At 73.6% G+C, this 25,058-nt stretch carries 19 protein-coding genes; 12 read left to right on the top strand and 7 right to left on the bottom strand.

The window, feature by feature from the left end; genetic code table 11:
* Positions 1–5: 5 nt before the first annotated feature.
* Positions 6–1,127 carry an alanine dehydrogenase gene (gene ald, locus ACSIH6_RS03355; RefSeq protein ID WP_435106438.1) on the bottom strand — a complete coding sequence of 374 codons (1,122 nt, stop codon included), beginning with the start codon at positions 1,125–1,127 and terminating at the stop codon, positions 6–8.
* 283 nt (positions 1,128–1,410) lie between these two features.
* Positions 1,411–2,673, bottom strand: a complete 1,263-nt coding sequence (locus ACSIH6_RS03350; RefSeq protein ID WP_435106436.1) for a dihydroorotase — start codon at positions 2,671–2,673, stop codon at positions 1,411–1,413.
* Positions 2,674–3,135: 462 nt separating this feature from the next.
* On the opposite strand from ACSIH6_RS03350, the gene ACSIH6_RS03345 reads away from it, so the two are divergent.
* Both ACSIH6_RS03345 and ACSIH6_RS03340 read left to right on the top strand, forming a co-directional pair.
* A complete protein-coding gene (locus ACSIH6_RS03345; RefSeq protein WP_435106434.1) occupies positions 3,136–5,331 on the top strand; it encodes a bifunctional copper resistance protein CopD/cytochrome c oxidase assembly protein in 2,196 nt (731 codons plus the stop codon).
* Between the two features lie 110 nt (positions 5,332–5,441).
* The gene (locus ACSIH6_RS03340; protein WP_435106431.1) at positions 5,442–6,341 is read left to right on the top strand and encodes a TIGR03621 family F420-dependent LLM class oxidoreductase; all 900 of its coding nucleotides are present in this window, start codon (positions 5,442–5,444) and stop codon (positions 6,339–6,341) included.
* Positions 6,342–6,407: 66 nt separating this feature from the next.
* On the opposite strand, the gene ACSIH6_RS03335 is transcribed toward ACSIH6_RS03340, so the two are convergent.
* The 5 genes from ACSIH6_RS03335 to ACSIH6_RS03315 form a co-directional block, all read right to left on the bottom strand.
* Positions 6,408–6,836 (bottom strand): hypothetical protein, encoded by a 429-nt coding sequence (locus ACSIH6_RS03335; RefSeq protein ID WP_435106429.1) that lies wholly within the window; start codon positions 6,834–6,836, stop codon positions 6,408–6,410.
* A gap of 47 nt (positions 6,837–6,883) precedes the next feature.
* On the bottom strand, positions 6,884–9,871 hold the full coding sequence (locus ACSIH6_RS03330; protein ID WP_435106427.1) for an AAA family ATPase: 2,988 nt from the start codon (positions 9,869–9,871) through the stop codon (positions 6,884–6,886).
* Positions 9,871–11,028 carry an exonuclease SbcCD subunit D gene (locus ACSIH6_RS03325; RefSeq protein ID WP_435106425.1) on the bottom strand — a complete coding sequence of 386 codons (1,158 nt, stop codon included), beginning with the start codon at positions 11,026–11,028 and terminating at the stop codon, positions 9,871–9,873. The genes ACSIH6_RS03330 and ACSIH6_RS03325 overlap by 1 nt, the downstream gene beginning before the upstream one ends.
* A 101-nt stretch (positions 11,029–11,129) precedes the next feature.
* Entirely contained in the window at positions 11,130–11,789 is a 660-nt protein-coding gene (locus tag ACSIH6_RS03320; RefSeq protein WP_435106423.1) for an O-methyltransferase, read from the bottom strand.
* 196 nt (positions 11,790–11,985) lie between these two features.
* On the bottom strand, positions 11,986–12,699 hold the full coding sequence (locus ACSIH6_RS03315) for a metal-dependent hydrolase (protein ID WP_435106421.1): 714 nt from the start codon (positions 12,697–12,699) through the stop codon (positions 11,986–11,988).
* Positions 12,700–13,112: 413 nt separating this feature from the next.
* Here ACSIH6_RS03315 and ACSIH6_RS03310 point away from each other — a divergent pair, with 413 nt between their 5' ends.
* The 10 genes from ACSIH6_RS03310 (at position 13,113) to dapB (ending at position 24,990) form a co-directional block, all read left to right on the top strand.
* Positions 13,113–15,059: an ABC transporter substrate-binding protein gene (locus ACSIH6_RS03310; RefSeq protein ID WP_435106419.1), complete on the top strand. Its 1,947-nt coding sequence runs from the start codon at positions 13,113–13,115 to the stop codon at positions 15,057–15,059.
* Entirely contained in the window at positions 15,056–16,126 is a 1,071-nt protein-coding gene (locus ACSIH6_RS03305; RefSeq protein ID WP_435106416.1) for an ABC transporter permease, read from the top strand. The genes ACSIH6_RS03310 and ACSIH6_RS03305 overlap by 4 nt, the downstream gene beginning before the upstream one ends.
* Positions 16,123–17,190, top strand: a complete 1,068-nt coding sequence (locus ACSIH6_RS03300; RefSeq protein WP_435106414.1) for an ABC transporter permease — start codon at positions 16,123–16,125, stop codon at positions 17,188–17,190. Before ACSIH6_RS03305 ends, ACSIH6_RS03300 begins: the two co-directional genes overlap by 4 nt.
* On the top strand, positions 17,187–18,209 hold the full coding sequence (locus ACSIH6_RS03295) for an ABC transporter ATP-binding protein (RefSeq protein WP_435106412.1): 1,023 nt from the start codon (positions 17,187–17,189) through the stop codon (positions 18,207–18,209). The genes ACSIH6_RS03300 and ACSIH6_RS03295 overlap by 4 nt, the downstream gene beginning before the upstream one ends.
* Positions 18,210–18,243: 34 nt before the next feature.
* Positions 18,244–19,323: an ABC transporter ATP-binding protein gene (locus tag ACSIH6_RS03290; RefSeq protein WP_435106410.1), complete on the top strand. Its 1,080-nt coding sequence runs from the start codon at positions 18,244–18,246 to the stop codon at positions 19,321–19,323.
* 358 nt (positions 19,324–19,681) lie between these two features.
* Positions 19,682–20,968, top strand: a complete 1,287-nt coding sequence (gene egtA / locus ACSIH6_RS03285; protein ID WP_435106408.1) for an ergothioneine biosynthesis glutamate--cysteine ligase EgtA — start codon at positions 19,682–19,684, stop codon at positions 20,966–20,968.
* Positions 20,965–22,305, top strand: coding sequence for an ergothioneine biosynthesis protein EgtB (gene egtB, locus ACSIH6_RS03280; RefSeq protein WP_435106406.1), 1,341 nt, complete (start codon positions 20,965–20,967; stop codon positions 22,303–22,305). Before egtA ends, egtB begins: the two co-directional genes overlap by 4 nt.
* A complete protein-coding gene (gene egtC, locus ACSIH6_RS03275) occupies positions 22,305–23,048 on the top strand; it encodes an ergothioneine biosynthesis protein EgtC (RefSeq protein ID WP_435106404.1) in 744 nt (247 codons plus the stop codon). The genes egtB and egtC overlap by 1 nt, the downstream gene beginning before the upstream one ends.
* Positions 23,049–23,113: 65 nt before the next feature.
* Positions 23,114–24,088, top strand: a complete 975-nt coding sequence (gene egtD / locus ACSIH6_RS03270) for an L-histidine N(alpha)-methyltransferase (RefSeq protein WP_435106402.1) — start codon at positions 23,114–23,116, stop codon at positions 24,086–24,088.
* A 158-nt stretch (positions 24,089–24,246) separates the two neighbouring features.
* Positions 24,247–24,990: a 4-hydroxy-tetrahydrodipicolinate reductase gene (gene dapB, locus ACSIH6_RS03265; protein WP_435106400.1), complete on the top strand. Its 744-nt coding sequence runs from the start codon at positions 24,247–24,249 to the stop codon at positions 24,988–24,990.
* Positions 24,991–25,058 lie beyond the last annotated feature (68 nt).

Here is a 25,058-nt window from a genome sequence, read left to right as displayed (position 1 = left end):
GCCGACTATTCGTGATTCAACACCTCGTCCAGCGGACGGTGCTTGACCCCGTGAGCCTCGGCGACCGGGGCGGAGACCACGTCGCCGTCGAAGGTGTTCAGGCCCCCGGCCAGCGCCTCGTCCTCGTTCATGGCGCGCCGCCAGCCCTTCTCCGCCAGCGCCACCGTGTACCGCAGGGTGTCCTTGGTCAGGGCGTGCGTGGAGGTGTTGGGCACCGCGCCCGGCATGTTCGCCACGCAGTAGAACACCGTGTCGTGCACGTGGAAGGTGGGGTCGGCGTGCGTGGTGGGGCGCGAGTCCTCGAAGCATCCGCCCTGGTCGATCGCGATGTCCACCAGCACCGCGCCCGGACGCATCCGCGACACCAGCTCGTTGGACACCAGCTTGGGCGCCTTGGCCCCCGGCACCAGCACCGCGCCGATCACCATGTCCGACTCCAGCACCGACAGCTCCAGTTCGAAGGCGTTGGACACCACCGTCTTGACCCGGCCCTGGTAGAGGGAGTCCATGTGCCGCAGCTTGTTCACGTTCAGGTCCAGCACGGTCACCTCGGCGCCCATGCCCACCGCGATCTGCGTCGCGTTCAGGCCGGAGACGCCCGCGCCGATCACGGTCACGCGCGCCGGGCGCACGCCCGGCACCCCGCCCATCAGCACGCCGCGCCCGCCGTTGGGCCGCTGGAGGGTCACCGCCCCCATCTGCGGGGCCAGGCGGCCCGCGACCTCCGACATCGGGGCCAGCAGCGGCAGGGAACCGTCCGGCAGCTGCACGGTCTCGTAGGCGATGCCGGTCACCCGCCGCTCCAGCAGGGCGTCGGTGCACTCGCGCGAGGCGGCCAGGTGCAGGTAGGTGAAGAGGGTCTGCCCCTCCCGCATGCGGTGGTACTCGGCCGGGACCGGCTCCTTGACCTTCAGGACCAGCTCACCCGCGGCCCACACCTCGTCGGGGGAGTCCAGGATGCGCGCGCCCGCCGCCTCGTACTCGGTGTTGGAGATGGAGGAACCGAGGCCCGCGTCGCGCTCGACGACCACCTCGTGGCCGCGGCGGACCAGTTCGTGGACCCCGGCGGGGGTGATGGCCACCCGGTACTCGTGGTTCTTGATCTCGCGGGGCACGCCGATGCGCACGGTTCCTCCTACGGATATCGCCGTTGATACCCCCACTGTGAACTGCGGGGGTGCCCTGGCGCCATCGCCAACATGCATCGCTGTCGACGATCTTGTTGACAGGGTGTAAGACCGATGTGTGGCCTGGGACACGGGTACCTGCCCGTGGTGCGCGGGCTCAATCCCCCGAGAGTCCACCGCCCCGAAAGCCGCCGCTCCGGGCAGGGTCAGTTCGGGCGCTGCCGGTTCGGGCGCTGTTCCACCGGGCGCCGCCCCGCCGGGCACTGCCGCTCCGGGCGCCGCTTCACCGGGCGCTGTCCCACGGGTTGCCGTCAGTCCGGGCGCCGCCCCAACGGACGCCGTCCGCCGGGCGGCCCGAGATCCACACCCGCTCCACCCGGCCGGTCAGCTCCCGGCCCGCGTAGGGGCTCGGGTCCGCCGGGGGGACCGCCACTCGCGCGCCGGGGTCGAAGGCGACCAGGTCGGCGTCGAACCCCGACGCGATCCGCCCCTTGCCCACCAGCCCCAGCAGTTCCGCCGGGGCCCGCGCTGTCCACCGCGCGAGGTCGGCCAGCCCCCGGCCGCGCCGGTGCGCCGCCGTCCACAGCGCCGACAGGCTCCACTCCAGCGTGTACAGGCCGTGTGCGGGCAGGTGCCCCGACCCCACGGTGGTGATCGCCGAGTCCCGCGCCAGCAGCGCGCTCCACAGCGCCTTGCGGTTGGCGTCCGAGCGCAGCGGCGGCCGACAGGCGTGCGCGGGTGACTCCGGCGCCAGCGACTCCGAGGGCAGGCACAGGTAGTGCGGGCAGGTGTGCGCCGTCAGCGCCACCCCCACAGCCCCCGCCGCCGCCAGCAGCGCCGCGCACTCGGCCGCCGTGAACGACCCCACGTGCGTGCGCGTCCCCACCGCGCGGGCCGCCGCGATCACCCGCTCCAGCCCGCGCCGCTCCGCCCGGGGCGGCCGGTGCTCCGCGGTCAGCGGCGGGGTCCCCAGCTCGGCCGCGTCCTCGGCGTGCACCAGCAGCACGCTGTCCAGCGCCGCGAGTTCGGCCATCGCCTTGCGCAGCTGGGCGTCGTTCAGCGCCGCGACGTCCGGGGCGCCCCCGTCCGACAGCGAGCAGTGGAAGGCCACCGCCCCCGCGGACTGGAGGTCGGCCAGGTCCAGCGGGCCGGTGCCCGGGGACACCCCGCCCAGGAACAGCACCGGAACGGGGGACAGGGACGCCGCGCGCTGGTGCGCCCCGAGGGCGTCCGGGCAGGTGAGGGCGGGCCGCGCCGGGGCGGGGGAGGCCACCACGCAGGTCACCCCGCCGCGCAGGGCGGCCGTCCCCGTCCGGCGGTAGGACTCGGCCAGGCCCTGACCGGGCACGTGCACGCCGGTGCCGACGTCCACCGCGCCGGGCAGCAGCGCCACGTCGCCGAGGTCGGTCGTCTCGTGGGCGGGCATGTGCGCGCCGTGGGCGCCCACGGCCTCGATCCGACCGTCGCGCACCCCGACGGAGGCGGGCCGGACCCCCTCGGGGGCGACCACGCGCGTGGACCTGACCACACTGTCGTACACGGCCATCCGCCGTCCCCTTCGCTGCGCTCGCTGGAGGATGTGCTGAGAGGCACCACGGGGAACCGTGGCACGGGAGGGGAGGCCGGACGCCGAAGGCGGGGAAACCGTCGTCTCGACCGGATCCGAGCGTATCGCGAAGAGCCCCGCCGCACGGGGGGAATCCGACATCCCGGCCCCTGCGCCGCCGCCCCGTCGGAGGGCGAGGGGGTTAGGGACAGCGCGGATCACTTCCGGCGACCCCCTGACCGCCCCGGCGGCTCTCCCACGCGCTTCGCGGGCGTCCCGGATCCGCCAGCGGGGGTGTACGGGGACGCCCAAGTCCGACACTGTGTAGTAGACGGACTAACCTTGGTCGAGGTGTTCCTCCGTGCGCGGCCCCTGCCGGAAAGATCCGGACAGCGGCGAGGCGGTCACACGGCCAAGGGCGCTGACCAGCCAGTTGTAACGAGACCGACGACGGAGTGGCGCGTGGCTCCTCCCGCACAGAACCAGAAGTCCCCCCTCAAGGAACACCATGACGACGCCCCGGGCACGGGGCGGGCGCCGCTCTTCGCCGCCGCGGCCGCCGCCCTGTGCCTGGCCGGCCTGAGCCTGACCCTGGTCCTCGGCGGAGCCGCCTTCCCCGAGGTCATCCCCGGGCTGCCCGACGCCGGAGAGGCGGTCCGCTGGGGCCTTCCGCTGGCCAAGGTCACCATGGACGCCTCCGCGGTCGTGGCGATCGGCCTGCTGCTGCTCGCCGCCGTCCTGCTGCCCTCCCACAAGGGCAGGCTCTCCCCGCAGGCGACCTCCTACGTGCGCGCGGCCAGCTGGGCGGGTCTGGTCTGGGCCCTCGCCGCCGTGTTCACCCTGTACTTCCAGGCCGCGGAGTTCCTGGCCCGCAAGGTCGGCCAGATCAGCGTCGACGAGGTCACGGCCTACGCCGGGTCGGTCTCGGGTGGCATCGCGCTGATGTTCGTCGTCCTGCTCACGACCGGCATCGCCCTGTTCGGCCGCACGGCCACCACCGCCACCGGCGGCCTGTGGCTGCTCGTCCTCGCCCTGGCCGCCACCACGCCACCCGCGCTGACCGGCCACTCGGCCTCCTCCGGCTCGCACGAGCTGGCCGTGACCGGGCTGGCCCTGCACGTGATCTCCATCAGCGTGTGGGTGGGCGGCGTGGCCGCGCTGACCTACCACGCGCTGCGGCGCGACGCCCAGGACCCGTCGGTGGCCGCCAACCGCTTCAGCCGCCTGGCCCTGTGGGCCTACGTCGGCGTGGCCGTCAGCGGCGCGGCCAGCGCGCTGGCCCGCCTGTACTCGATCGAGGACCTGATCGCCACCGAGTACGGCCTGATCATCCTGGTCAAGATCATCCTGTTCGGGGTCCTGGGCGCGTTCGGCTACATGCACCGCGAGTTCGTCTTCAAACGCCTGGAGGACGCCCCGCGGGGGCCGGCGGGGGAGGCGTTCCGGCGTCCGCTGTTCCTGCGCGCGGCGCTGGCCGAGGTGCTCGTCATGGCCACCGTCATCGGCGTGTCCGTCGGCCTGGGGCGCACCGCGCCGCCCCCGCCGCTGGAGGGCACCGTGGACCCGGCCGCCGCCATCCTCGGCTTCCCCGTTCCGCCGCCCATGAGCGCCCAGACCCTGCTCACCCTGTGGCGCCCCGACCTGTTCTTCATCATGATCGTGCTCGTCGCGGGCGGTCTGTACGCGGGAGCCGTGGTCCGGCTGGTGCGCCGGGGCGACTCCTGGCCCGTGGGGCGGACGGTGGCCTTCGCGGCGGGGCTGGTGACGATCGTGGTCACGCAGCTCACCGGGTTCGCGACCTACTCCATGGTGCTGTTCTCTACGCACATGATCCAGCACATGGTGCTGTCGATGCTCACCCCCATCCTGCTGGTGCTGGGCGCGCCGATCACCCTGGCCCTGCGGGCGCTCAGGCCCGCCGCGCGGCGCGGGGACCGGGGGCCGCGCGAGTGGCTCAACCTGTTCCTCAACAGCCGCTTCTCCAAGACGGTCACGCACCCGGCGATCGCGGCCCCGCTGTTCGTGTTCAGCCCCTACGTGCTGTACTTCACGCCGCTGTTCGGCACGCTGATGAACGACCACCTGGGCCACCTGCTCATGGGCGTGCACTTCCTGCTGGTGGGCTTCCTCTTCTACTGGATCATCGTGGGCGTGGATCCGGCGCCGAGGAAGGTGCCCTTCCTGCTGCGCATCCTGCTGCTGCTGGTGGTGATGGGGTTCCACGCCTTCTTCGGCATCACGATCATGATGCAGTCCGAACCGCTGGCGATGGACTACTACGGCCAGTTCGACATCCCGTGGCTGGAGGACCAGGCCGCGGACCAGTACGCGGGCGGCGGCGTCGCCTGGGCGCTGGGCGAGATCCCCACCGCGCTGGTCATGATCGCGCTGGTGCGGCAGTGGTCGCGCGACGACGAGAAGCAGGAGCGCCGCCGGGAGCGCCACAGCCGCCGGGGCGGCTCCGACGACGCCGACATGGACGCCTACAACGCCTACCTGGCCGAACTCGAACGCCGCTCGCGGGGCGGGGGCCCGGCCGCGGCCACCGCGTCCCCGGAGGCGCCGCCGCGCACCGGTGAGGAGCCGAGGACGCGCAGCGCGCCGGTGGCGGAGGCCGGGGACGACGACCCCGATCCCGCCGCCAGCAAGGGCGGCTGACCCGACACGCGGGGGCGCACCGGCCGGTGCGCCCCCGCCGTCGTCCCGGGCCCGTTCCGGTGGGCGAAGGGCCCTGGCGCCGGGGCGCACGGTGGTGTTGGCTCGGTCTCATGAGGAGATTTCGCTTCGGAACCAACATGCTCGCGGACGAGCCCGGGGACTGGGCCGACGTCTGCCGCGCCGTCGAGGCACAGGGCTTCGACGTCCTGCTCGCCCCCGACCACCTGGGCATGGCCTCGCCCTTCGTCCGGCTGGCCGCCGCGGCCGCGGTCACCAGCCGCCTGCGGCTGGGCACCTACGTGCTCAACAACGAGTTCTGGAACCCGGCGCTCCTGGCGCGCGAGGCCGCCACCCTCGACCAGGTCTCGGGCGGGCGCTTCGAACTGGGACTGGGCTCGGGCCACATGAAGTCGGAGTTCGACGACGCGGGAATCCCCTGGCGGCCCCACGCCGAGCGGACCGCGAACCTGGCCGCGGCCCTGGACGAGCTCGACCGGAGGCTGGCCGAGGGCGGCCAGGAACCCCAGCCCGTCCAGCGCCCCCGGCCGCCGCTGCTGATCGGCGGGCACGGGCCCGCGACCCTGGCCATGGCCGCCGAGCGGGCCGACATCGTGGGCTTCAGCGGGCTCACGCAGCGGCGGCGCCGCAGACTGGGGGAGTTCTCCGTGGCGGACTCGGCCGAGACCCTGCGGCGGGTGGAACTGGTCCGGGAGCGGGCCGCCGGACGCGGGTACGAGTCGAGCGTGCTCGTCCAGATGGTGGCGGTCACCGACGACGTGGAGGCGGCCACCGCCCGGATCCTGGAGCAGGTGGGCCCCGGGGTGGTCCCCGAGGGGGAGCCGCTGCGGGAGAACCCCTACGTGCTGATCGGCACCCCGCAGGAGATCGCGGACACGATCCTGGAGCGCCGCGAGAGGTACGGGTTCAGCTACGTGGTCACCCAGGCGCCCTACCGCGACGCCCTGGCCGAGGCGATCCCCCTGGTCCGGGCGCAGGAGGGACCGGCCTGAGGGGCGGACCCGCGAAGCGGGGCGCCCCGTACCGGAGGGCACGGGGCGCGGACGGAAGGTACGGGGTCAGACGACCAGGGCGGCCACGGAGGCCCCCACCAGCCCCAGGACCAGGCAGATCAGCAGGGCCGCGGCCAGCAGCGGGAGGGAGGGCCGGAGCGAGGACAGCGCGCCCTGGCCGCCCCCCGACGACTGGCGGCGGGCCACCACCGGCAGCATCACCACGTTGACCGCGCACAGGACGGCCGCGACGCAGGCGGCCGCGGCGAACGCCGCCCAGAAACCGGCCCCGGCGGACAGCGTGTTGGCCGCGGCCAGCGTCGGCAGCGCGATCAGCACCACCACGGAGGCGATCCCGAACGCCGCCCGCGACCGGGGCGAAGCCCCGCGCGAGCTCCCGGAGATGACGAGGAGCAGACCGAGCAGGGCCGCCATCAGGATGGCGCCCACGACTCCGAACACGGCGATGTTGACCAGCGAATTCACGCTCGCCATTGTCGCACCGAAGCGGAAGTGCCCGGATCCGGGGTGGACGTGCGCGGTCAGCCGGTGTGCTCCACCCGCGAGCCCGCCGCCGTCTTGACCACCCTCAGGCGGGTGGACACCCTCTGCCGCAGGTCGGCGACGTGGCTCACCACGCCCACCGCCCGGCCGCCGTCCCGCAGCCGGTCCAGGACGTCCAGCACCTCCTCCAGGGTGTCCTCGTCCAGCGTGCCGAACCCCTCGTCCACGAACAGCGTGTCGATGTCGGCGCCGCCCGCCTCGGCGCTGGCCACGTCGCCCAGCCCCAGGGCCAGCGCCAGCGAGCTGAAGAACGTCTCCCCGCCCGAGAGTGTGGCCGGGTCGCGCTCCACTCCCGTCCAGGCGTCGACCACCCGCATGCCCAGGCCCCCGGCCGAACGCGCGCGCCCGTCCCCTGCGGCCTTGTCCACCGTGTAGCGCAGCTCGTACCGACCGTCCGACATCGTCACCAGCCGGTCGTTGGCGGCGGCCACCACCTGTTCCAGGCGGGCCGCCAGCACGTACGCCGACAGGCGCACGTTGTCGGCGTTGTCGGAGGAGGTCCCGGCGGTCAGGCCGCGCAGCCCCTCGGCCACCGCGTAGCGGCGCAGCGCCGGTTCGCAGTCCCGCAACCGCAGGCCGAGCTCTTCGCGCAGGGAGGCGAGCCGACGCGCCCGCTCCTCCAACATGCTCCGCCAGGCCACCGCGCGGTCGGCGGCCTCCGACGCGGTCCGCGCGGCGGCGGCCAGCTCCTCCGCGTCCGGGACGGGCAGTTCTGCGGCCGCGGCCAGCTCCGGGTCGGCCAGCGACGCCTCGACGGCGGCCAGGGCGCCGTCGAAGGAGCGGGCGCGCTCGCGCAGCGCCCGGCGCCGCTCCTCGTCCAGAGCGGCTTCCCACACCCCGGCCTCGTCGGCGAACCGGGCGTCGGCCCGCTGCCGCTCGGCCTCGGCGACGGCGGTGCGCAGTTCTTCGGCCGCACGATCGCGGTTGACGGCCGCCTCGGCCGCGGCGCGCAGCAGATCGGCTTCGCCGCCCAGCCTGGCGATCCGCTCGTCCAGCCCGGCGTCGTCCCCGCGCGCCCGGTCCAGCAGCGCGGTCAGTCTCTCGTGCTCGCGGGCGGCGTTGTCCAGGTCGGCCCCGACCTGGGCCTCCTGCCGGGTCAGCTCGCCCTCGCGGGTACGGGCGAGCTCCAGGTCGCCGGTGACGCGCTCCAGCTCCTCCTCCACCCGCCGGGCCTCACCGGCGGCGGCCCGGGCCTCCGCCAGCGCCGCGCCGTGCGCCTCCACCTCCTCGCGGACGGTGTCGGCGGTGCCGTCCTCGGCGCGCTCCCGCGCGGCGGTGCGCCGCTCCCGCAGGGCCACCACGGCGCTCTCGGCCTCCGTGCGGCGGGAGGCGGCGGTGTCGGCGGACGCCTGGGCCCGGCGCTCCTCCTCGGCCGAGACCAGGCCCTCCCCGGAGGGCCGGGCGGGGGAGGGGTGCTCCAGCGACCCGCACACCGCGCACGGCTCTCCGTCGGCCAGCCCGGACGCCAGTTCGGCGGCCATGTGGGTGATCCGGCGCTCGCGCAGGTCGAGGGCGCGGTCGCGGGCGGCCTGGGCCTCGTCCACGGCCCCGCGGTAGTGCTCCTGCGCCTCCGTGAGCTCCCGGCCCAGCCGCTCGTACTCCGCGGCGGCGTCGAGGCGCCTGCGGGCGGCGGCCAGGGCGGTCTCGGCGGCCCCCTCCTGCCCGGCCTGCTCGTGGAGGCGTCGCAGCTCGGCGGTCAGCGCCTCGACCCGGGGCGGCAGGGAGGCGGCCAGCGCGCGCTGGCGCTCCAGCTGTGCGGTGATCTCGTCCAGGCGCCCGGTGAACGCGGTGACGGAGCGGCCCAGTGACCGGCTGCGCTCGGCGTCCGCGCGCAGTGCGTCCAGGCGGGCCAGCTCGTCCCGGCGCTCCCGCTCGGCGGCGCCCAGCTCCTCACGCGGCACAGCCGCGTCGGACCGCGCGGAGAAGCCGGGCAGTCCGCCCACCAGGGCCAGGTGGTCGGCGACGGCCAGCTCGGCCTTGTCCAGCTCGGTGCGGCGGTTGTCGCGGGCGCGCAGGAAGGGCAGCACCGACTCGGCGCGCTCGGCGTCGTCGAGCTGGGCGTCGATCGCGGCCCGCCACGCGGTGTGCTCGGCCAGCTGGGCGCGGCGCCTACGGGCGTCGGCCAGCCGTTCCTGGCGGACGCGCAGCTCACGACCCTCGGACAGGGCCCGCTGGGCGTCCTCGCGGGCCCCGGTGAACTCCCCGGCCACCTGCCCGGCGTCGTGCGCGGTCGCGGCGGTGACCGCGGCCAGCTCCGCGGCCCAGGCCGACAGCTCCTCGGGCGGTTCGGGGGCCCGGGAGCGGCCGACCTCGGCGATCCGGTCCGCGACCGCGCGCACCTGCCCGTTGGCCGTCCGGACCTCGTGTTCGAGCCGTCTGGCGTGCGCGCCCAGCCACGTCTCCACGTCCCGGAACAGCCGGGTGTTGAAGATGCGCTCCAGGGACTCGCGGCGCTCCTCGGACTTGGCGCGCAGGAACCGCGCGAAGTCACCCTGGGGGAGCATGACGGTCTGGCAGAACTGCGCGAGGGTCAGGCCCAGGAGGTCGTTGACGAACTGACCCGCCTCGTCGGGGCGGGTGGTGACGCCCTCCCACCTGCCGCCGGTGAACTCCTTGACGACGACCTTGGTGTTCTGCGACACCGTGCCGGTGCCCCGCTTCTTGGGGCGGTCCCAGCGCGGCTTGCGCTCGATCCAGATACGGCGTCCCTGGATCGTGAACTCCAGGACCACCCTGGGTTCGGCGTCCAGCGGCGCGTGGTCGCTCTTGGGGGAGCGGTCCTTGCCGCGGGCGCCCGGCACGCTGCCGTACAGGGCGAAGCACACCGCGTCCAGCACGGTGGTCTTGCCCGCGCCGGTGGGGCCGTGGATGAGGAAGAGCCCGCCCGCGCTGAGGCGGTCGAAGTCCACCTTCTCGGTGCCCGCGAAGGGGCCGAACGCCTGGACGGTGAGGGTGTGCAGCCGCATCAGCGCGTCCCCTCCTGGAGCCGGACCTGCTCGACGGCGGTGTTCACGAGGGCCTCCTCCTCGGGGGTGGCGGGGGTGCCGCGGGCCCACTCCACGAAGTCGCCGACCACCTGGCGCTCGCTGCGGTCGGCGACGGAGGCGGCGACCGGACGGGTGTCGGGGGCGCCGCCCTCGGGGGCGAAGTCCAGGACCAGGACGTGGGGGAAGCGTTCGCGCAGCCGGTCCATGGGGTGGGCGGGTCGGCGCGGGTCGGTCAGGGTGATCTGGAGCCAGTGGCCGGTGCGGGACTCCCACTCGGGGCGGGTGAGCAGGTCCTCGATCCGGCCGCGGATCCGGGCCAGCGGGCGGGGGACGGGCGCCGCGGCGAACTCGGCGCCCGCGAGGCCGTCGGCGTCCAGGTCCACCAGCCAGTAGCCCTTGACGTGGTGCTCCTCGGAGAAGGAGTAGGCCAGCGGGCTGCCCGAGTAGCGCACGGACGGGGTGATGGTCTGCCGCCCGTGCAGGTGACCCAGGGCCACGTAGTCCACCCCGTCGTAGACCGGGACCGGCACGTGCGAGGCGCCGCCCACGGAGATGTCGCGTTCGCTGTCGGAGGGCTCACCGCCGGTCACGAACGCGTGCGAGAGGACCACCGACCGGGTGCCGGGCCGCTCGGCGAGGTCGGCGCGGACCAGGTCCATGGCGTGCCCGAGGGCCGCCGCGTGCCCCCGCTCGGGCAGGTCCCAGTGGTGGCGCGCGATCTCCGGTTCCAGGTAGGGGATGCCGTAGAAGGCCACGGGTCCGTGCTCGTCCTCGATGACCACGGGGGTGCCGACGCCGTCCAGGGAGCTGCGCAGGTGGACGCCGGAGGCGTCGATGAGGCCGGAGGCGAAGGACATCCGCGCCATGGAGTCGTGGTTGCCGCTGATGAGGACGGCCCGGGCCCCGGTCTCGCGGATCCGCCCCAGGGCACGGTCGAAGAGCCGTACCGCGTCCACCGACGGCAGGGCGCGGTCGTAGAGGTCACCGGCCACGACCACCACGTCGACCCGGTGTTCGCGGATCGCCTCCACGAGGTGGTCGAGGAAGGTGGCCTGGGCGTCGACGAGGTTCTCGCGGTGGAAGGAGCGGCCCAGGTGCCAGTCGGAGGTGTGCAGCAGGCGCATGGCACTGGACACTACCGAAGCCTGGTGCTCCGCGTGCGGACAAGAGCCGCCCTGTGGACAACCTCCGGGGCGGCGTTCGCCGTGGCGCTTCAGTGCTTCAGCGCGTCGGGGCGTCAGCGCTTGTGGGCGAGGGTGAGGCCGTCGCCGATGGGCAGCAGCACCTGCGTGACGCGGTCGTCGGAGACCAGCCGGTCGTTGAAGTCGCGGATCCCCCGCACGGCCGCCGACGTGTTCTCGTGGTCCACGACCCGCCCGTGGGAGAGGGTGTTGTCGGCCAGGATCAGGCCGCCCGACCGGACGCGGGGGACCAACTCCTCCCAGTAGCCGACGTAGCCCTCCTTGTCGGCGTCCACGAAGGCCAGGTCGAACCGCGGCTCCTCGGGGAGTGCCCGCAGCGACTCCAGGGCCGGGCCCAGCCTCAGGGTGATCCGGTCCGCGACCCCGGCGCGCTCCCAGTACCGCCGCGCCACGGAGGTCCACTCCTCGCTGACGTCCAGGGCCAGGAGCCGACCGCTCTCGGGGAGGCCGCGCGCGAAGCAGATCGACGAGTAGCCGGTGAAGGTCCCGACCTCCACCACCTCCCGCGCCCCGCAGATCCGGGTGAGCATCGTGGTGAAGGCGCCCTGCTCGGGGCCGATCTGCATGCCCCGGTGGTCGGGGAACAACCGCGCGGTCTCCTCGGCCAGGTCCGCCAGGACCTCGTCCACGGGCTCGCTGTGCTCGACGACATAGGCGTGCAGTTCGGGGCTGAGGCCCTCTGTGGATCGTGTCACGCCCGACAGCCTAGGCCAGCCGGGGCCCCGGTGGACAGGTGCCGGGCCGTTCCGGGGAGGCAGTCCGAGCGCGGCCTCAGCGGGAGCGGGCTTCGTCGGAGGTTCTACGTGGATTCCGCTGCATCCAGTACGGGTGCGTGGTTGGGGTCTGCTGGAGGTTCTACGCCAACCCCAACCCCGGCCCCTCCAGCGCCCTCTAGTACTCGGGCATCAGCGCGGGCCAGTCGAACAGGTAGATCGTCCCCACGATGACGCCGATGGTCAGCAGCGGGGTCACGAACTTCTGCTCGACCGGGCCGTCGGTGACGAAACCCTTCCCCTGGCCGAAGCGCTTCTTGAAGAAGGGCCAGAAGATCGGTACGCCCATCTTGGTGATCATGTCACCGAAGAAGTGCAGGACCACGCCGAAGGCCACCGCCAGGCCCAGCCAGCTGTAGTTCACCCCGGCGGTGAACAGCGCCAGCGTGATGCCCGCCGTGGCCATCGCGTTGATGACCCCTGACGCGACCTTGTTCTTGTCCAGACCGAAGCCCAGGCCCTGGAGGGCGATACCGATCAACAGGAACACGAAGACCTGGACGGCCAACTGCGACCACAGCGCCAACAGCTGCACCAGCACGCCCATGAGTACCGCGAAGAAGAACGAGTGCGTTCCCATCCGGTGCCCGCCGAACAGGAAGCCCAGCATGCCGCTCAGCACCTCGGTGACCTTGCCGTAGGTCTTGGTCACCGTGGCGCTCTTGTGGTCCAGGTCGGGCAGCAGGGCCGCACCGGCGCAGACCAGGGCACCGGCGATGATCTCACCGGGACCCAGGTGGAAGCTGAGTCCAAGGAATTCCCTGCCCTGGACCAGCGGAACGACCGCCATCCAGCCAACCACGCCGCTCAGTGCGTGCGAGTGCCCCATCATGGCGGGAACCGTAGCGGAGTACGGCATTCACTGCCAACGCGGGGTGTCCGCCGACGGCACGCCGGTTACCCAGCGCACACAGCCTGTTCCCCCGCCGTCCTCCAGGGGGTGTCCTCCCGTCACCCAACGCGTGTCCGCGATCCCTCTCCGTGTGCCCACGGGTCCTCTGTGTGCCTTTTCGCGTCCCTTCCGTGCCCGTTCCGCACTCCGACCGCCCTTTTCCCGCGTGTCCCGGACATTTCCGGTGACGGTTTCCGGATGTCTTTCCGGCGACATTCTTCGGACCGAATCCAAACCGATGTCACGGCGCTCCACGAAGGTCATTGACGCTCGTCGTCGTCCGTTGGTAAACAACCACCAACCCCCAGGTGGCGTGCCACCGACCCACGATCCTCTGACAGGAGGGGCCGCACATGAACGCCCACCGCCCTCCCCCCGGTTCCCTCTTCCGACGCACCGCCCTCCCCCTCGGTGCTCTCGCCCGCACGCTCCTCGGCGGTACCGCCCCCCGTCGCGGCACCTCCTCCCGTCACACCCTCCTTCGCCGCACCGCCGCCACGACCGTCGCCCTGCTCCTCCTCGCGGGCACCACCGCCGTCCCCCTCCCGGCGCAGCCCGCCTCCGCGGACACCTCCGACGGCGAGACCCTCAGCATCGCCACCGCCCAGCAGGTGGACTCCTTCAACCCCTTCACCGCGCAGCTCGCGATCACCACCAACGTCCTGCGGCACGTCTACGACTCCCTCGTCACGGTCGACCCCCAGACCAACCAGCCCGCCCCCTCCCTCGCCGAGTCCTGGGAGTCCAGCGACGACGGCCTCACCTGGACCTTCCACCTGCGCGAGGGCGTCCAGTTCTCCGACGGCGAGCCCCTGACCGCCGACGACGTGGTCTGGACCTTCACCACCATGATGGAGAACGAGTCCGCGGCCGTCGCCAACGGCAACTACGTCTCCGGCTTCGAGTCGGTCACCGCCGAGGACGACCACACCGTGGTCGTCGAACTCGGCCAGCCCCAGGCCACCATGACCTCCCTCAACGTCCCGATCGTCCCCAGGCACGTCTGGGAGCCGATCCTGGAGCGGGAGGGCGACGCCTTCGCCGACTACGGCAACGAGGACTTCCCGACCGTCGGCAGCGGACCCTTCGTCCTCACCGGCCACGACCGGGGCCGCTCCATCACGCTGGAGGCCAACCCCGACCACTGGCGCGGCGCCCCCGGCTTCGAGCGGATCGTCCTGCGCTACTACTCCGAGAAGGACGCGGCGGTGGAGGCGCTGCGCAGCGGCGAGGTCTCCTTCGTCTACGAACTCACCCAGGCGCAGGCAGCCGCCCTGGAGTCGGCGGAGGATGTCGAGGTCAACATCGCCGACGGCAAGCGCTTCCAGGCCTTCACCATCAACCCCGGCGCGGTCACCCAGGACGGGGAGGAGTTCGGCGACGGGCACCCCGCCCTCGCCGACCGCACCCTGCGTCAGGCCATCGTCATGGCCATCGACAACCAGGAGATCGTCGACAAGGCGCACGGCGGCGAGGCCGTGGCCGCGGGCGGCTACGTCCCGCCCCGCTACGAGGACTTCCACTGGGCGCCCGAGGGCGAGGAGGCCATCCTGGACTTCGACCCCGAAGCGGCCAACGCGATGCTCGACGAGGCCGGGTACGAGCGGGGCGAGGACGGCGTGCGCGTCTCACCCGACGGCGACCGCCTCGAACTGCGCATGCACGTCCACCAGGACCGCCCCGACAACGTCAACACCGGGCTTGTCCTCGTCGAGCGCCTGGCCGACATCGGCATCGAGGTGGAGAACCTCACCGTCGACCCCGGCGTGCTCAGCGACGCCCTCTTCGCGGGCGAGTACGACCTCATCTTCACCGGCTGGACGGTCAACCCCGACCCCGACTACGTGCTGAGCATCCACACCTGCGGCGCGCTGCCCACCGAGCCGGGCACCATGCAGGGCGACGCCTACTTCTGCGACGAGGAGTACGACGAGCTCTACGAGGCCCAGCTCGCCGAGTACGACCGCCAGGCCCGCGCGGAGATCATCCACCAGCTCCAGGAGGTCCTCTACCGCGAGGCCGTCGTGAACGTGCTGGCCTACCCCAACATCATGGAGGCCTACCGCACCGACCACATCGCCTCCATCCAGTACGAGCCCGCCGAGGGCGGCAACATCTGGGGCCAGGACGGCTACTGGGCCTGGTGGTCGGCCGAACCCGCCGCCGAGCGGGCCGCAGGCGCCGCCTCCGGGCCCTCCGCCGGGGTCTGGATCGGCGTCGGGGCCGCCGTGCTCCTCCTCGCCGCGGTCGGGGGCTTCCTGCTGCTGCGCCGACGTTCCACCATGGAGGACCGCGAGTGACCACTACTCCCACCGCCGCGGGAGGCCCGCCCGGAGAGGAGGCGTCCGTCGCCCCCTTTCCGGTGGAACCCGCCGGACCGGGCCGCGCCCGGCGCGCCGCGCGCTACGTGGCCGGACGGCTGACGACCGCGGCGGTCTCCCTGGCCGCCGTGGTCGTCGCCGGGTTCTTCCTCTTCCGGATCCTGCCCGGCGACCCCGTCCGCGCCATGACCGAGGGCCGCGAGGTCAGCGCCGAGCAGCGCGAGGAGCTGCGCCGCCAGTTCGGGCTCGACGAGCCGCTGTGGCAGCAGTTCCTCGACTACGCGGTCGGCCTGCTCCGCTTCGACCTCGGCACGTCCTTCCAGTACCGCGAGCCCGTCACCGAGCTCATCCTGGACCGGCTCGGCCCGACCATCCTGCTCGCCGGGACCGGCACGGTCGTCGCCGCGCTGCTGGGCCTGTTCCTGGGCGCCCGGGCGGGCTGGAGGCCGGGCAGCCGATCGGACCGGGCCAACACCGCCGTCGCCCTGTTCTTCTGGTCGGTGCCCACGTTCTGGCTCGGCCTGCTGCTCATCGTCTTCCTGGCCTCCGGGCGCGGGTTCGTGCCCGGCATGTTCCCGACCGGCGGCATGGTCGACCCCCGCACCGGCGGAGGCCTGGAGACCGTGCTGAACACCGCCTGGCACATGGTGCTGCCCGTCACCACCATGGTCGCGGTCATCTACGCCCAGTACCTGATGATCATGCGCTCCTCGCTCATGGACGAGAAGGGCGCCGACTACCTCACCACCGCGCGCGCCAAGGGCCTGCGCGACGCCCTGGTGCGTCGCAGGCACGCCGTGCCCAACGCCCTGCTGCCCACGGTGACGCTCCTCTTCCTCAACCTCGGACAGGTCGTGTCCGGGGTGATCCTCGTGGAGACCGTGTTCTCCTGGCCCGGCCTCGGACAGCTCTTCTACTCCGGCCTGCGCGTACCCGACCTCGGCCTCGTCCAGGGCCTGTTCGTGGTGTTCGCGGCCTCGGTGATCCTCATGAACCTGCTCGCCGACCTGGTGTACCCGCTGCTCGACCCCCGGGTGCGCCCGTGAACGCCCCCGCCGGGACGCCCGGCAGCCCGAGCGACGGGGAGAACGGCCCCTCTGTCCGGCCTGGGAGCCCCGACGGTGGTCCCGAGGGCCCCGGCGGCCGACCCGCCGGGGGAGGCACCGCCACGGCGACCGCGCCGCCGCCGACCACACCGCCCCCACCCCGCGCCCTCGCCCGCAGACGCCGTCAGGAGGCCCTGCGCCGCTTCGCCCGCGAGTACACCCGCAACCGCGCCGGGCTGGTCGGCCTGACCGCGCTGCTGGCCATCGGCGCCCTGGCCCTGACCGCGCCGCTCTTCGTCGACCAGGCCGACCTCACCGTCACCGGCGCGCCGGGCACCGCCTACCAGCCGCCCAGCGCCCAGTTCCCGCTCGGCACCGACAACTTCGGCCGCTCCATCCTGGACCTGGTCGTCTGGGGCTCACGGGTCTCGCTCACGGTGGGCTTCCTGGCCACGGCCGTCTCCGTGGTCCTGGGCACCCTGGTCGGGGTCACCGCCGGGCACTTCGGCGCCTCCGGCGGCCCCGCGGGGCGGTTCGTGTCCTCGGCGCTCATGCGCGTCACCGACTGGTTCCTGGTCCTGCCCACGCTCGTCCTGGCCGTGGCCCTGGCCGCCGTGCTGCCGCGCGGCACCGGAACCATCATCATCGCCATCGGCCTGACCGTCTGGCCCGCCACGGCGCGCCTGGTGCGCGCCCAGACCCTCGCGGTGGAGGCGCGCCCCTACGTGGAGCGGGCCCGCGCCCTGGGAGGCGGCCACGGCCACGTCATGCTCTGGCACGTCCTGCCCAACGTCATGCCGGTCGTGCTCGCCCAGACCACCCTGCTCGTGGCCACCTCGATCATCGCCGAGTCCACGCTGGCCTTCCTGGGTGTGGGAGACCCCACCACGATCTCCTGGGGAGGCATCCTGGACGCGGCCCGCAACGCGGGCGCGATCAGCTCCGGGATCTGGTGGTACATGGTCCCGCCCGGCCTGGCGATCGCCGTGGTCGCGCTGTCCTTCACGCTGTGCGGCCGGGCCCTCGAATCCGTCATCAACCCGCGACTCCGGGAGCAGCGTTGACCTCCCTCCTCGACGTCCGCGACCTGCACGTCACCTACAGCACGGGCGGCGGCGACGTCCCCGCCGTACGCGGCGTGGACCTGTCCCTGGACCCCGGCGACACCCTTGGCCTGGCGGGGGAGTCCGGCAGCGGGAAGTCCACCGTGGCCCTGGCCCTGCTGCGCCTGCTGCCCGAGACCGCGCGCATCTCCGGCGAGGTGCTGCTGGAGGGCGAGAACGTCCTGGACATGCGCTGGGGCCGCCTGCGCGCGGTCCGCTGGGCGGGCGCCTCCATCGTCTTCCAGGGCGCCATGCACTCGCTCAACCCGGTCCGGCGGATCGGACAGCAGATCGCCGAGCCGATGGGCGTGCACGGCACCGTCCCCGCGGCGGAGGCGCCCGCCCGGGTCGCCGCCCTCCTCGAACAGGTCGGCCTCCCCGCCTCCCGCGCCCGCGACTACCCCCACCAGCTGTCCGGCGGGCAGCGGCAGCGGGCCATGATCGCGATGGCGCTGGCCTGCGAGCCGCGCCTGGTCATCGCCGACGAGGCCACCACCGCCCTGGACGTGATGATCCAGGCCCAGATCCTGACCCTGCTGCGGCGGCTCGTCGCCGAGCACGGCATCGGCATGCTGATGATCAGCCACGACCTGTCGGTCCTGGCCTCGACCTGCGACCGGGTCGCGGTCATGTACGCGGGCCGGGTCGTGGAGCAGGGACCGGCGCGGGAGGTCGTGCACGAGCCCGCGCACCCCTACGCCAGCGCGCTCAGCGCCGCCTTCCCCCGTATCGGCGACCCGGCCTCGCGCCTGGCGCCCCGGGGCCTGCCCGGCGACCCGCCCGATCCCGCGGACCCGCCCTCGGGCTGCGTGTTCCGACCGCGCTGCGCGGTGGTCGAGACCGTCTGCGCCACGGTCGACCCGCCCCTGTGGCCGGTGGACCCCGACACCGGGGGCGCGTCCACCAGGCAGGCGGCGTGCGTGCACGTGGGCCCCGCACGGCCGCTGACCGCCACCGGGGACGACGGGGGCCGTCCGTGACCGCGACCGCCGCACCCACCGAGGAGACGCGCCCGTGAGCACCACCGAGACCGACTCCCACGAGACACCGCCCACCCGCGGGGAAGAAGTCGTCCCCGTCCTGAGCGCCCGGGGGGTGGAGGTCGCCTTCGCTGCCGGGTTCGCCCCCGGCGGCGGCCGGGGCACCGCCCGCGCCGTGGACGGCGTCAACCTCGACGTCTCCGCGGGGGAGATCGTGGCGCTGGTGGGGGAGTCCGGCTGCGGCAAGACCACCCTGGCCCGTGTCCTGCTGGGCCTGGAGCGGCCCACGGGCGGCGACGTGGCCTTCGAGGGCACCCCGCTGCGCTACGGCTCCCGCGACATGCGCCGCTACCGCCGGCGGGTGCAGCTGGTGCAGCAGGACCCCACCGGTTCGCTCAACCCGCGCCGCACCGTCTACGAGTCCGTGGCCGAGGGGCTGCGCATCCACGAGGGCACCGTGTCCGACGAGTCCGAGCGGGTCGGCGCGGCGCTGTCCAAGGCGGGCCTGCGCCCGCCGGACCGGTTCTTCCCCCGCTACCCGCACGAGCTGTCGGGCGGCCAGCGCCAGCGCGTGGTGATCGCCGGTGCGCTCATCCTGGACCCCGAGGTGCTGGTGGCCGACGAGCCGGTGGCCTCCCTGGACGCGTCGGTGCGTGGCGAGATCCTGCGGCTGCTCCTGGACCTGCGCGCCGACCTGGGACTGTCGGCCCTGGTGGCCACGCACGACCTGGGCCTGGCCTGGAACATCGCCGACCGGGTCGCGGTGATGTACCTGGGGCGCGTGGTGGAGCTGGGCACCGTGGAGGAGGTCCTGGCCGCTCCCGCCCACCCCTACACCCGCGCGCTGCTGTCGGTGCTGCCGGAGGCGGACGGGGAACCGGTGGTGCTCTCCGGGGAGCCGCCGGACCCCAAGCGGGTGCCCCGGGGCTGCCGTTTCCACCCGCGCTGTCCGGTGCTGGCCTCCGGCGAGGCCGAGCGCGCCGGGGTGGCCGACCGCTGCCGCACCGTGGACCCGGCGATCCTGGAGGGCGGCGCCGAGCGGAGGGTGGCCTGCCACTGGGCGGCGGCCGACGCCACCGGCCGCGTGCGCGAGGAGGAACCGGCCTCCGGCTGAACCGGCGACCGACGGCACCCGTGCCGAACGCGAGGTACCCCTGGAAGAGATGGGATAGGTGTTGCAGGAGGTGTTCGGCATCCGCCTTGACCAGGGCGAACGGGCCGTCATCGAGAGACGCCTCCGGGAGTTCACCGGCATGTGACCGTCATCACACATCGGTGGGTGGGAGCGTACCCACCCACCGCGACGTCCCGTACCACCTGGCATCCCGCCGCCCAGGCTCCTCGTCCGTATCGGGAGTGTCGCGGCATCAGCGGAGATTCATGGACATCGCGCACGTTCGGCATGAGGACCGGATGGGCAAGATCCTCGGGGCGCCGCCCGGCGGGGGCGGCCGCTCGCGAGGGGACATCCCATGGCACACCACATGACCACGGAAGACGTCCATGAGTACATCAACGGCGTCTGTTTCAAGACCGGCCCTCCCGGCAAGGTCGGAGCCGAGACCGAATGGCTGGTCGCCGACTCCGCGGACCCGACCGCACCCGTTCCTGTCGACCGCCTCACGGCCCTGGTGGAGTCCTGCGGCCCACCGCCCTCGGGGAGCGGCGTCACCTTCGAACCCGGCGGACAGCTCGAACTCAGCTCGCCCGCCCTTCCGGGACCGGCCCGGGCGCACGCGGCGCTCTCCGCCGACCTGGAGCACATCGGCAAGGCCCTCGCCGAGGCCGGGCTCCACCTGGTCGAGTCGGCCCTCGACCCCGTCCGCCCGCCCCGGCGCCAGCTCCGGGAAGCCCGGTACACGGCGATGGAGCGCTTCTTCGCCCATCACCGCCAGCCCAGCGGCTACACCATGATGTGCAGCACCGCCTCGCTCCAGGTGTGCCTGGACACGGGGGAGGACGCCGACGACGTCCGCGACCGCTGGGAACTCGTCCACCGGCTCGGCCCGGTGCTCGTCGCCGCCTTCGCCAACTCCGCCGTCTGGCGGGGCCGACCCACCGGGTGGAAGTCCACCCGCTGGGCGATCTGGGCGGCCACCGACGCCTCCCGCACCCGGTCAGTCCTGGACTCCGGCAGCCCCGCCGACCCCGCCACGGCGTGGGCCGAGTACGCGCTGGCCGCCAGGGTCCTGGCGGTCCCCGAGAGCGAGGGCCCCTGGTCCCCCGACCCGGGCGTCACCTTCGCCCAGTGGCTCAGCGGACAGGGCCCGCGCCCGGCCACCCGGGCCGACCTGGAGTTCCACCTCAGCACCCTCTTTCCGCCCGTGCGCCCGCGCGGCTGGTGGGAGCTGCGGATGATCGACGCGCTGCCCGTGCGCTGGTGGCCGGTCCCGGTGGCGCTCGCCGCCGCCCTGGTCGACGACCCCCGCGCCCGTGCCGCGGCCGAGGAGGCCACCGAGGAGCTGTGCGGGGGCCGCTTCCCCGAACGCCACCTGTGGCTGCGCTCCGCGCGCCTGGGCATGGCCGACCCCGGCGTTGCCCAGTGCGCCCGTGCCTGCTTCGACGCCGCGGTCGAGGCCCTGCCCCGCATGGGCGCCGCCTCCCTGGCCGCGCTGGTCGACGACTACGCCGACCACCACACGCGACGCGGGCTCAGCCCCGCCGACACGCGGCCGGCCGTGCCTGGACCGCGCCCGGCGCGGGCGGAACGCGTACGGTCCGCGGCCCCGGACCCCGGACACGCGGAAGGAGTACGGTGAACCACGGACAGGAGCTCGCCAAGGAGCGCATCGCCGCCGAACTCGACCGGGCCAGGGACCGCAGCAACGGGCTGACCCTCGACGCCCTCGACGAGGGGGAGCTGCTCGCCCAGCACTCGCCCCTGATGTCTCCGCTGGTCTGGGACCTGGCGCACGTGGGCAACTACGAGGAGCAGTGGCTGCTGCGCGCCGCCGGTGGGCGTGAGGCGCTGCGCCCGGACATCGACACCCTCTACGACGCCTTCGAGAACCCGCGCGCCGAACGGGTCAGCCTGCCGCTGCTGCGGCCCGAGGAGGCCCGCGACTACAACGCGCGCGTGCGCCGGGAGGTGCTCGACGCGCTGGAGGCCGCCGACCTCACCCGGCCGGGGACCGGTCCGGACGGCGAACGCTCCCTGCTGGACGCCGGATTCGTCTTCCACATGGTCATCCAGCACGAGCACCAGCACGGCGAGACCATGCTCGCCACCCACCAGCTCCGCAGGGGCGAGCCCGTCCTGCTGGAGGAGGCCGGGCTGGTCACCGCGCTGCGTCCGCCGGTCCGGAGCGAGGTGTTCGTGCCCGAGGGCCCCTTCACCATGGGCACCGACGACGACCCCTGGGCCTACGACAACGAGCGCCCCGCGCGCACCGTCGACCTGGGCCCCTACTGGATCGACACCGGACTCGTCACCAACGCCGCCTACCAGGAGTTCATGGACGACGGCGGCTACCAGACCCGCCGCTGGTGGACCCGCGACGGCTGGGAGTGGAAGGAGAGGCGGGGAGCCCTCTCCCCGGCCTTCTGGACCCGGGAGGGGACCGGGTGGTCCCGCCGCCGGTTCGGCCGCCAGGAGATGGTGCCCCCCGACGAACCCGTGCAGCACGTGTGCTTCCACGAGGCCCAGGCCTACGCCGCCTGGGCGGGCAAACGCCTGCCGAGCGAGCCCGAGTGGGAGAAGGCCGCGCGGTTCGACCCGGTCAGCGGCCGGTCCCGGCGCTACCCGTGGGGCGACGCCGATCCCGGACCCGGCCACGCCAACCTGGGCCAGCGCAGGCTCGGCCCCTCCCCGACCGGACTGCACCCCGACGGCGCCTCGCCGCTGGGCGTCCAGCAGCTGATCGGCGACGTGTGGGAGTGGACCTCCACCACCTTCACCGGCTACCCGGGGTTCCGCTCCTTCCCGTACGAGGACTACTCGGAGGTGTTCTTCGACGACGGGTACAAGGTGCTGCGGGGCGGTTCCTGGGCCACCCATCCCACCGCGGTCCGCGCCACGTTCCGCAACTGGGACCACCCGATCCGACGGCAGATCTTCAGCGGGTTCCGCTGCGCGCGCGACGCGGAACCCGCCTGATGTGCCGGCACCTCGCCTACCTGGGGCCGCCGCGCACGGTGCACGACCTGCTGTACGCGGCGCCCCACTCGCTGCACGTCCAGTCCTGGGCGCCGCGCATGCAGCGGTACGGCACCGTCAACGCCGACGGGTTCGGCGTCGGCTGGTACCCCCCGGGGGACGGCCGCGCCGAACCGCTGCGCTACCGCCGCGCCATGCCCGTCTGGGGTGACGCCTCCTTCGCCGACGCCGCCCGCGCCATCACCTCCGGGTGCGTGGTGGCCGCCGTGCGCGACGCCACCGTCGGGTTCGGCTCGGAGGAGTCGGGCGCCCAGCCCTTCCGCGCCGACCGGCTGCTGTTCAGCCACAACGGCGCGGTGGAGGACGACGAGGCGCTCAACGCCGCGTTCGCCTCGCCCCCGCCGCGCGGCGCGCTGGACGCCCGCGCCGCCCTCGACTCCGCGCCGCTGTTCGCGCACACCGTGCGGTTGTGGCGGAACTCCCAGAACCTGTCCGAAACCCTGGCCACCGTGGTCCGTGAGGCCCGCAAGCACTCCGGGGGCCGCTACAACCTGCTGGCCAGTGACGGCGCAACCCTCGCCGCCACCGCGGCCGGGGACACCCTGTTCACCCTGCGCGAGCCGGACGGCGGGGTCTTCCTTGCCTCCGAACCCTTCGACGACGCCCCCGGATGGCGCGAGGTCCCTCAGGACTCGGTGGTCACGGCCACGGGGGAGCGCACCGAGGTCCGACCGATCGACTGACCGGCTCCGCCCATCTTTCCGACACCACCTGTCCCGGGTACATCTTCGTGGACACAGGAGGCACCATGTTCCGGATTGACCGAAACCTGACCGCCGACGACCTCGACAAGGCACTGCGCACCGACGTCGCCGAGGGGCTGACCGCGCGGCCCAAGCGGCTCCCGCCCAAGTGGTTCTACGACGAACGCGGCAGCTCCCTGTTCGAGGAGATCACCGCCCTGCCCGAGTACTACCCCACCCGCGCCGAACGCGCGATCCTGGAGCTGCGGGCCGACGAGATCGCCGCCGCGGCCGGTGCCGAGGCACTCATCGAGCTCGGCTCCGGATCGGGGGTCAAGACCCGCCTGCTCCTGGACGCGATGCGCCGCCAGGGCCGTCTGACCCGCTTCGTGCCCGTCGACGTCAGCGGCGACTTCCTCGACTTCTCCGCCCGCCGCGTGGCCGACGACCATCCCGGCCTGGACGTGCACGCCGTCGTCGGCGACTTCGAGGAGCACCTCGGACTGCTGCCGGTCAGCGGGGAGGGCGGACGCCAGCTGCTGGCAGTCCTGGGCTCCACCATCGGCAACCAGGAGCCGGGGCCGCGCGCCGCCTTCCTGCGCGACATCCGCGCCGTCCTGCGCCCTGGGGACTCGCTGCTGCTGGGCGCCGATCTGGTCAAGGACCCCGCCCGCCTGGTCGCCGCCTACGACGACGCCCAGGGGGTCACCGCGGCCTTCAACCGCAACGTCCTCGCCGTCATCAACCACCGGCTCGGCGCCGACTTCGACCCGGGCGCCTTCGACCACGTGGCGCGCTGGAACGCCGAGCGGGAGTGGGTCGAGATGCGGCTGCGTTCCCGGACCGGCCAGCGCGTGCGGGTCGCCGCCCTGGACCTGGATGTCGAGTTCGCGTCCGAGGAGGAGATGCGCACCGAGGTCTCCGCCAAGTTCCGCAGGGAGGGGCTGACCGCGGAGCTGGAGGCGGCGGGGTTCGCCCTCACCCACTGGTGGACCGACCCGGCGGGGGACTTCGCGCTCACCCTGGCCGACGTCCGCTGACACCGGAGGGCCCGGCCCGGGCGTCGGCCACCGGTGGCGGGCTCATCGGCTGACCGGCGGCGCGGTCAGGCACATCCGCCCACGTCGCGGGCCGGGCCCGTCCGCCCAGCGGGCCGGGCCGAGACGACCCGCGTCCCGGGCTCCGGTACGCTCGTGCCGTGTTCAAGGTAGGAGTTTTCGGCGCCGACGGGCGCATGGGGTCAGAGGTCGTCCGAGCGGTGCAGGGCGCCGACGACATGGAACTCGTCGCGGGGGTGGACGCCGCCAGCGACAGGGACGCGGTACGGGGGGCCGACTGCGTCGTCGACTTCACCCACCCCGACGCGGTGATGGACAACCTGGAGTGGCTCATCGGCCACGGGATCCACGCCGTCGTCGGCACCAGCGGGTTCGACGAGGCCAGACTGGAGCGCGTGCGCCGGATGCAGGAGGCGAAGCCGGGGGCCAAGGTGCTCATCGCCCCCAACTTCGGCATCGCCGCCGTCCTGATGATGCACTTCGCGCGCAGGGCCGCGCCGTACTTCGACTCGACCGAGATCATCGAGCTGCACCACCCGAACAAGGCCGACGCCCCCAGCGGCACCGCCTACCGGACCGCCGAGCTGGTCGCCGAGGCCCGCCGCGAGGCCGGGACCGCGCCGATGCCCGACGCCACCACCTCCGAGATCCCCGGCGCCCGGGGAGCCGACGTGGAGGGCGTGCGGGTGCACGCGCTGCGCATCGCCGGGCTCATCGCCCACCAGGAGGTCGTGTTCGGCACCGACGGGGAGACCCTCAAGATCCGGCACGACTCGATGAACCGCACCTCGTTCATGCCGGGCGTGCTGCTGGGCGTGCGCGGGGTGGGCGGCCTCTCCGACCCCCTCACCGTGGGCTTGGACACCCTCCTCGACCTGGACTAGTGGGCCGACCGGAACCGTTGCCGGTGTGATGCACGGGGCCCTTGGGGTGCTTGCCGGTCACCGCGCGG

It is taken from the genome of Nocardiopsis synnemataformans, assembly GCF_965343085.1.
Taxonomy (GTDB): Bacteria; Actinomycetota; Actinomycetes; order Streptosporangiales; family Streptosporangiaceae; genus Nocardiopsis; species Nocardiopsis alborubida.
Note: the sequence above shows the minus strand (reverse complement) of the source record. Positions and strands in the feature narration are given on the sequence as shown.